Origin of the sequence: Streptomyces sp. NPDC058964 (assembly GCF_042741275.1) — a bacterium.
Taxonomy (GTDB): domain Bacteria; phylum Actinomycetota; class Actinomycetes; order Streptomycetales; family Streptomycetaceae; genus Streptomyces.
Window position 1 is genome coordinate 11,095 of sequence record NZ_JBHYKH010000157.1, and the last position, 6,402, is coordinate 17,496.

General features: G+C 73.0%; 6 protein-coding genes and 1 pseudogene. 1 reads left to right on the forward strand and 6 read right to left on the reverse strand.

The window, feature by feature from the left end; genetic code table 11:
* The 6 genes and pseudogenes from ACFW2E_RS20625 to ACFW2E_RS20650 form a co-directional block, all read right to left on the reverse strand.
* Positions 1-259: pseudogene (locus ACFW2E_RS20625) on the reverse strand (hypothetical protein); the annotation flags it as partial.
* Between the two features lie 100 nt (positions 260-359).
* Positions 360-1,616 carry a PP2C family protein-serine/threonine phosphatase gene (locus ACFW2E_RS20630; protein WP_384468395.1) on the reverse strand — a complete coding sequence of 419 codons (1,257 nt, stop codon included), beginning with the start codon at positions 1,614-1,616 and terminating at the stop codon, positions 360-362.
* 86 nt (positions 1,617-1,702) lie between these two features.
* Positions 1,703-2,110 (reverse strand): peptide-methionine (R)-S-oxide reductase MsrB, encoded by a 408-nt coding sequence (msrB, locus tag ACFW2E_RS20635; RefSeq protein ID WP_384468397.1) that lies wholly within the window; start codon positions 2,108-2,110, stop codon positions 1,703-1,705.
* 13 nt (positions 2,111-2,123) lie between these two features.
* A complete protein-coding gene (murC, locus tag ACFW2E_RS20640) occupies positions 2,124-3,515 on the reverse strand; it encodes a UDP-N-acetylmuramate--L-alanine ligase (protein ID WP_384468399.1) in 1,392 nt (463 codons plus the stop codon).
* 98 nt (positions 3,516-3,613) lie between these two features.
* Positions 3,614-4,087: an indole-3-glycerol phosphate synthase gene (locus ACFW2E_RS20645; RefSeq protein WP_384468401.1), complete on the reverse strand. Its 474-nt coding sequence runs from the start codon at positions 4,085-4,087 to the stop codon at positions 3,614-3,616.
* A 156-nt stretch (positions 4,088-4,243) separates the two neighbouring features.
* Positions 4,244-5,077, reverse strand: coding sequence for a pyrimidine reductase family protein (locus tag ACFW2E_RS20650; protein WP_384468403.1), 834 nt, complete (start codon positions 5,075-5,077; stop codon positions 4,244-4,246).
* Positions 5,078-5,114: 37 nt separating this feature from the next.
* Here ACFW2E_RS20650 and zapE point away from each other — a divergent pair, with 37 nt between their 5' ends.
* Positions 5,115-6,221, forward strand: coding sequence for a cell division protein ZapE (zapE, locus tag ACFW2E_RS20655; protein WP_384468405.1), 1,107 nt, complete (start codon positions 5,115-5,117; stop codon positions 6,219-6,221).
* Positions 6,222-6,402: the final 181 nt, after the last annotated feature.

The following is a 6,402-nucleotide window of genomic DNA, read 5'->3' on the forward strand; positions in this document are numbered from 1 at the left end:
GGGGCCCGCCCGCCCCCCCGGCCGCCCGGCGCCGCCCCCCACCCCCCCCCCGCCGGGCGGCCCCCCGCCCCCCCCCCGCCGGCGGCGCGCCGGGCACGGCCGGCGAGGACGCGGCCACCGCCCTCCTGCCGTCCGGCGTCGCCACCGCGCCCTCGGTGATCTCGAGGACCGCGCACGGCCTGTCGTCCCGTTCGGGGTCCCGTATCCCGACCCGCCCGGGCCCGCCCGCCCGCCGCACCGACCAGCCCAGCACCACCACGCACGGTCGAGACCACGGCCGGGCAGACCGGCGCCGAAGGGCCCGCCGGTCGCGAACCGGTACTCCTCGCACAGGGCGATGACGTCGGCGAGGTCCGGGCTCACCGCCCCGGCTCCTCCGGCGGAGCCGCGTCGCGGCGCAGTCGTGAGCGGGCCGCCAGCACCGCCACGTCGTCCTCCGCGTTGCGTGCGTCGAGGCGGGAGACGATGGTCTCCAGGATGTCACCGACGGCCATCGCGGGCGTGAAGCGGAGCCGGGCGAGGCGGTCGAGGGAACTCTCGATGTCCTCGCCGCGGTGCTCGACCAGGCCGTCGGTGAACAGCACCAGGGTCTCGTCGGGGTCGAGTTCGTAGGTGGCCGACTCGTAGCCGCCGAAGCCGGTGCCCAGCGGCGGGCCGACCGGGGCGGGAAGCAGCGTGGTGACGCCGTCACGGGTGATCAGGGCGGGTGGCAGATGACCCGCGCTGGCCAGGGTGAGCTGGCCGCGGGCCGGATCGACGCGCGCGATCAGGCAGGTGGCGGGTCTGCGGTCCGCCTCGCCCGCCGCGATGTCGTCCATCTGCCGCAGCACCCGGTGCGGAGGCAGGTCGGCGGAGGCGATGTAGCGCAGGGAGGAGCGGTAGGCGTTCATGTCGACCGCGGCCTCCAGGCCGTGGCCCATGACGTCGCCGACGACGAGCAGGGTGCGGCCGAAGTGCAGGCGTACGGTCTCGCACCAGTCGCCGCCGACCAGCGTCCGTCCGCCCGCGGGCAGGTAGCGGACGCCGACCTCCAGGTTCGGGTGCGGTCGTCCGGGTTCCGCGAGGAGGGCCCGTTGCAGGTCGCTGGCGGTGCGGTTCACCCGCTCGTACTCGCGGGCGTGCCGTATGTGGGACGCGGCGCGTTCGGCGAGGAGGGCGAGGATCTCCGCCTCGGTGCGGGTGAACGGCGGTCCGTCCCGCGCGCAGACCAGGACGCCGTACCGGAGCTCCCCCGTGGTCAGCGGCACGCCGATCGCGGGCCGGGCCCCGCTGCCGGCCGGGAACCCGGTCCACGGCGTCTGCCCGCCGTCGGCCGCCGGGGATCCCGTCTCCCGGGCCACCGCGACGGCCCAGCGCTGGTCGGGCAGTATGCCGGCGTCCCCGGTGACCCACTCGTATCCGGAGACGGTCTCGCCGGGCCCCCGGACCACCGCCGCCACACCGGCGACCAGTCGTGCGGCCGACCGCGCCAGCTCCGCGCGGGTCGTCGGCTCGTCGAGCGTCGTACCGATGCCGCCCGCCGCCGTCCGCAGCTCGCTCAGCCCGTGCTCACGGCCGTTGCCGTCGACCGTGCCGGTTCTTCGACGGGACTGGATCCATCGTCCGACGCCCAACACCCTCACAGAATCTCAAACGGGGACCGTCCCAGCATCCAGCGTGTTCGCCGCGGAAAGCCGTGGGGCGGCGCCCCACGGCTCACGGCTCAGCCCTCGTCCGGCGTCAGCCGCAGCGAGATGCTGTTGATGCAGTACCGCTGGTCGGTCGGGGTCGCGTACCCCTCGCCCTCGAAGACGTGCCCGAGGTGCGAACCGCAGCGGGCGCAGCGCACCTCGGTGCGCACCATGCCGAGCGAGCGGTCCTCCAGGAGTTCGACGGCGTCGGTGTTCTTGGGGTCGAAGAAGGACGGCCAGCCGCAGTGCGAGTCGAACTTGGTCTCCGAGGTGAAGAGTTCGGCACCGCAGGCGCGACAGGAGTAGACACCCTTGGTCTTGGTGTCCGTGTACTCACCGACGAAGGCCGGCTCGGTGCCGGCCCGGCGCAGGACGGCGTACTCCGCCGGGGTCAGCTCCGCGCGCCACTGCTCGTCCGGCTTCTCGACGTCGTACGGCATAAGTCTCAGCCCCTCACTGCTGCGACAGGTGATCCAGGATCCGCGGGCCCAGGTCGGTCACGTCGCCCGCGCCCATGGTGAGAACGAGATCACCCGGCCTCGCCATTCCCGCGATCACCGTGGGGACCTCCGCCTTGTCGTGCAGGGCCATGACCGCCGCGCCCGCCGCACGGGCCGACTCGATGATGAGGTCGCTGGTCACGCCGGGGATCGGGTCCTCGCGGGCCGGGTAGATGTCGAGGACGACGGACTCGTCCGCGAGGGCCAGGGACTCGCCCATCTCCTTGCCCAGCTCCTGGGTGCGGGAGAACAGGTGCGGCTGGAAGACCACCAGGATCCGGGCATCGCCCGCGGCCGCGCGCATCGCCTCCAGGTCGGCGGTCATCTCCGTGGGGTGGTGCGCGTAGGAGTCGACGACCTGGACGCCGGCGGCCTCGCCCTTCAGCTGCAGACGCCGCTTCACGCCCGTGTACGCGGCCAGGGCGGACGCCAGCGCGGCGGCCGGGACGCCGAGCGCCACACCGGCTGCCAGCGCGGCCACCGCGTTGTGGGCGTAGTGACGGCCGGGGACGGACACCGCGAAGGTCAGCTCCGCCCCGTCGAGCAGGACGGTGACCTCGCTCTTCAGGCCCTGCGCGACGACGGACAGGACGCGCACATCGGCGTCCGCGGACTCTCCGTACGTCACCGTCCGCACCACACCGGCCAGGCGCTCGGTCAGCTCCCGGGCCCCCGCGTGGTCCGCGGAGATCACCAGCGTCCCACCGGGCACGATCCGGCCGGCGAAGGTCTCGAAGGACTCGTAGATCTCCTCGATCGAGGCGTAGTTGGCGTGGTGGTCGAGCTCCACGTTGAGGACGATGGCGACCTCGGGCGCGTACTTGTGGAAGCTGCGGTCCGATTCGTCCGCCTCGGCGACGAAGATCTCGCCGTCGCCGTGCTGGGCGTTGGAGCCGGGGGCGTCCAGGTCGCCGCCGATGGCGTACGAGGGGTCCAGGCCCAGCTCGGACAGGGACACCGCCAGCATCGACGTGGTGGTCGTCTTGCCGTGGGTGCCGGCCACCGCGATCGGCCGCAGGCCCTCCATCAGGGCGGCGAGGGCGTCGGAGCGGTGGACCACGGGGATGCCCAGCTCCGCCGCGCGGGCCAGCTCGGGGTTGTCGCCGCGGATCGCCGACGACACGACCACGCAGCTGGCGTCGTCGGCGAGGTGCTCGGCCGCGTGCCCGACGTGCACGGTCGCGCCCAGCGCGCGCAGCGCCCGGGCCGTCTCCGAGTCCTTCGCGTCACTGCCCGCCACCTTGGCCCCGCGCTGCGCGAGGATCTTCGCGATGCCCGACATTCCGGCGCCGCCAATGCCGATGAAGTGCGGTCGGTCCATGGCGGTAGGAAGGCCCGGGGCCATGTGCGTCTCCCTGGAGTGGTGCGGCGAAGCGAACATTCAGCGCACCACCATATGGCCCCGGCCCACCCAACACCTATTAGGTGCGTTACGGCGGCCGGTCAGGCCCTGCTGTGCGAGAACAGCTTGAGGACCGGTACGCCGACCTTGTGCCGGGCCCGGGACGCCCAGTCGCGGTGGAAGAACTCCTCCACGTAGTGGGGGTCTGTCAGGACGATCACCTCGTCGGCGCCGACCTCGCCGACCAGGGTCTTCAGGGCGTCCAGCGGATGGTCCTCGACCAGCCGGCCCTCCGCCTCGGCGCCCGCCGCGCGCAGCGCGATCAGGGACACGTCCAGGGCCTGCCGGGCCGGCTCCTTCGCGGCCTCGCCCTCGGGGGTCTGGCGCTCGCGGGCCGCCTCGTCCAGCTCGCCCATCGCGATGTCGTCGATGGCCCGCAGGAGCCGGTCGGCCTGGTCACCGCGCGGCTGGAGCAGGACGTGGAAGGAGACCTGCTCGTCTCCGTGCAAGGTGGTGACGAACTCCACGTCGGCGGACGTCAGGGCCTTCTCGATCATCAATACGCTTGTGAACACCAGCGCCCCATTCTCCTTCGAGGGCCCGGGTGGGCCCTCTCTCCTCCGTGGGCCGTGCCAGGCCCTGCGGAAACCATCCTGCCCCGTGATCGCACGGGTACTGCCGGATTCAGCGTTCCCGTCGCACGCTAAGCGGAATGGTAGATTCCGTCGATTTCACGACCGACGGTAGCGACTGAACAGGAACCCGGCCTCTTCCAGCAGGGACACGAGCTCGAAGCGTCGCGGCACCGCGACCGACGGCCCCCCGGCGATTCGCTGGGCGTCTCCCGCGGCGAGCATCGGCGAGAGGCTGAGGCACAGCTCGTCGAGCACCCCGGCCGTGACGAACTGCCCGAGCAGCCGCGGCCCGCCCTCGGTGAGCAGCCGGGTGTGACCGAGGCCGGCGAGGGCCTGCACGGCACGCACCGGATCGACTCCGACCCCGTCGCCGGCGATCACCACGCGCGCGCCCGCCTTCTCGGCCGCGGCGACGCGGTCCGGCGCCGCCGCGGCGCCGGTCAGGACGAGGGTGGGCACTTGGGGGGAGGCGAACAGCGGGAGCGAGTAGTCCAGGTCCAGGCTCGCGGTGACGACCGCGATCGCCGGGGCCGGGGCCTGCCCCGCGGCCTTCCTGGCGCCCGCGAACTCCGCGCGCGCGCGTGCCGGGCGGTACCCCTCCTGCCGTACCGTTTCCGCACCCACGACGACGACGTCCGCGAGCGCCCGCAGCGTGCCGAAGATCCGCATGTCGGCCGCGCTGGAGATGGGCTGTGAACGGCCCTCGTGCTGGGCCGCGCCGTCGAGCGTGGAGACCATGTTGGCCCGCAGCCACGCCTCGCGTCCGCTGGTCGCCGACGCGGGGTACGCGTACGCGACGGCGAGCTCGGCCAGGCTCCACTCGCGGTCGCCGGGGCCGTCGGCGCCGGTACGCCCCGTCCCCTCCGCCTCCGTGGCCGCGCCGGAGGCCTGGGCTGCTGTTTCGTCGGTCACAGGGAACAGGCGTCGCATGTCGTGCAGTGTGTCACGGCGCTTAGCATGGGGAACCGTGTCGTCTTCCACCGCAGCGTCCGCCCTCAGCCCGATAGCCGACGCGACCCCGTCGTCCCTGTGCGCCCGCGAGCCGCACGTCCCCGCGGACCGGCTGGTCGCCGAGATGGTGCCGCCGCCGCGCTTCGACTCGGTCCGCTTCGCCACGTACATCCCGGACCCGAACCAGCCCAGCCAGACCGAGGCGGTACAGGTCCTCGAGGGCTTCGCGGGCGGTCTCGGCGGGGCACACGCCGTCGGCGGTGGCAAGCGCGGCTTCTTCGGGTTCGGGAGGGCCAGGACGCCGAAGACGCCGGCCGGCCCCCGCGGTGTCTACCTCGACGGCGGGTACGGCGTCGGCAAGACCCACCTGCTCGCCTCCCTCTGGCACGCCACCCCGGCCGAGCCCGCGCTCAAGGCGTTCGGCACCTTCGTCGAGCTGACCAACCTCGTGGGCGCGCTGGGGTTCCAGCAGACCGTCCAGACGCTCTCCGGTCACCGGCTGCTGTGCATCGACGAGTTCGAGCTCGACGACCCCGGTGACACCGTGCTGGTGTCGACCCTGCTCGGCAAGCTGGTCGAGGCGGGCGTCGCGCTCGCCGCCACCTCCAACACCCTGCCGGGCAAGCTCGGCGAGGGGCGGTTCGCGGCCGCCGACTTCCTGCGCGAGATCCAGGGCCTGTCCGCCCACTTCCGCACCCTGCGCATCGACGGCGAGGACTACCGCCACCGGGGTCTGCCCGATGCCCCGGCGCCGTACTCGGACGAGCAGGTGACGAAGGCCGCGTACGCCACCCCGGGCGCCTCGCTCGACGACTTCCCGCATCTGCTGGACCACCTGGCCAAGGTGCACCCCAGCCGGTACGGCGCGCTCACCGACGACCTGAAGGCGGTGTGCCTCACCGACGTGCGGCCGGTGCCGGACCAGTCGACGGCCCTGCGGCTCGTCGTCCTCGCGGACCGGCTCTACGACCGTGAGGTCCCCGTGCTGGCCTCGGGCCTGCCCTTCGACCAGCTGTTCAGCGAGGAAATGCTGAAGGGCGGCTACCGCAAGAAGTACTTCCGCGCGATATCCCGGCTCACGGCGCTGGCCCGGGACGCCAAGGGGCTCGTGGCGGCCTCCTAGCCGACCCGGACCCGGCGGGTCAAGGGGCGGTCCAGGCCACGCCACCCGCACTTTTCACGCTCCGTTCCGTGCGAAGCGCGGGGGGGGGGGGGGGGGCCCGGCGGGTTGGGGGGGGGGGGGTGGGTGTGAGACAGAAGCTAAAAATACAAGGAGGTTTTGTTTTCAAAGTGAGATACTAAAA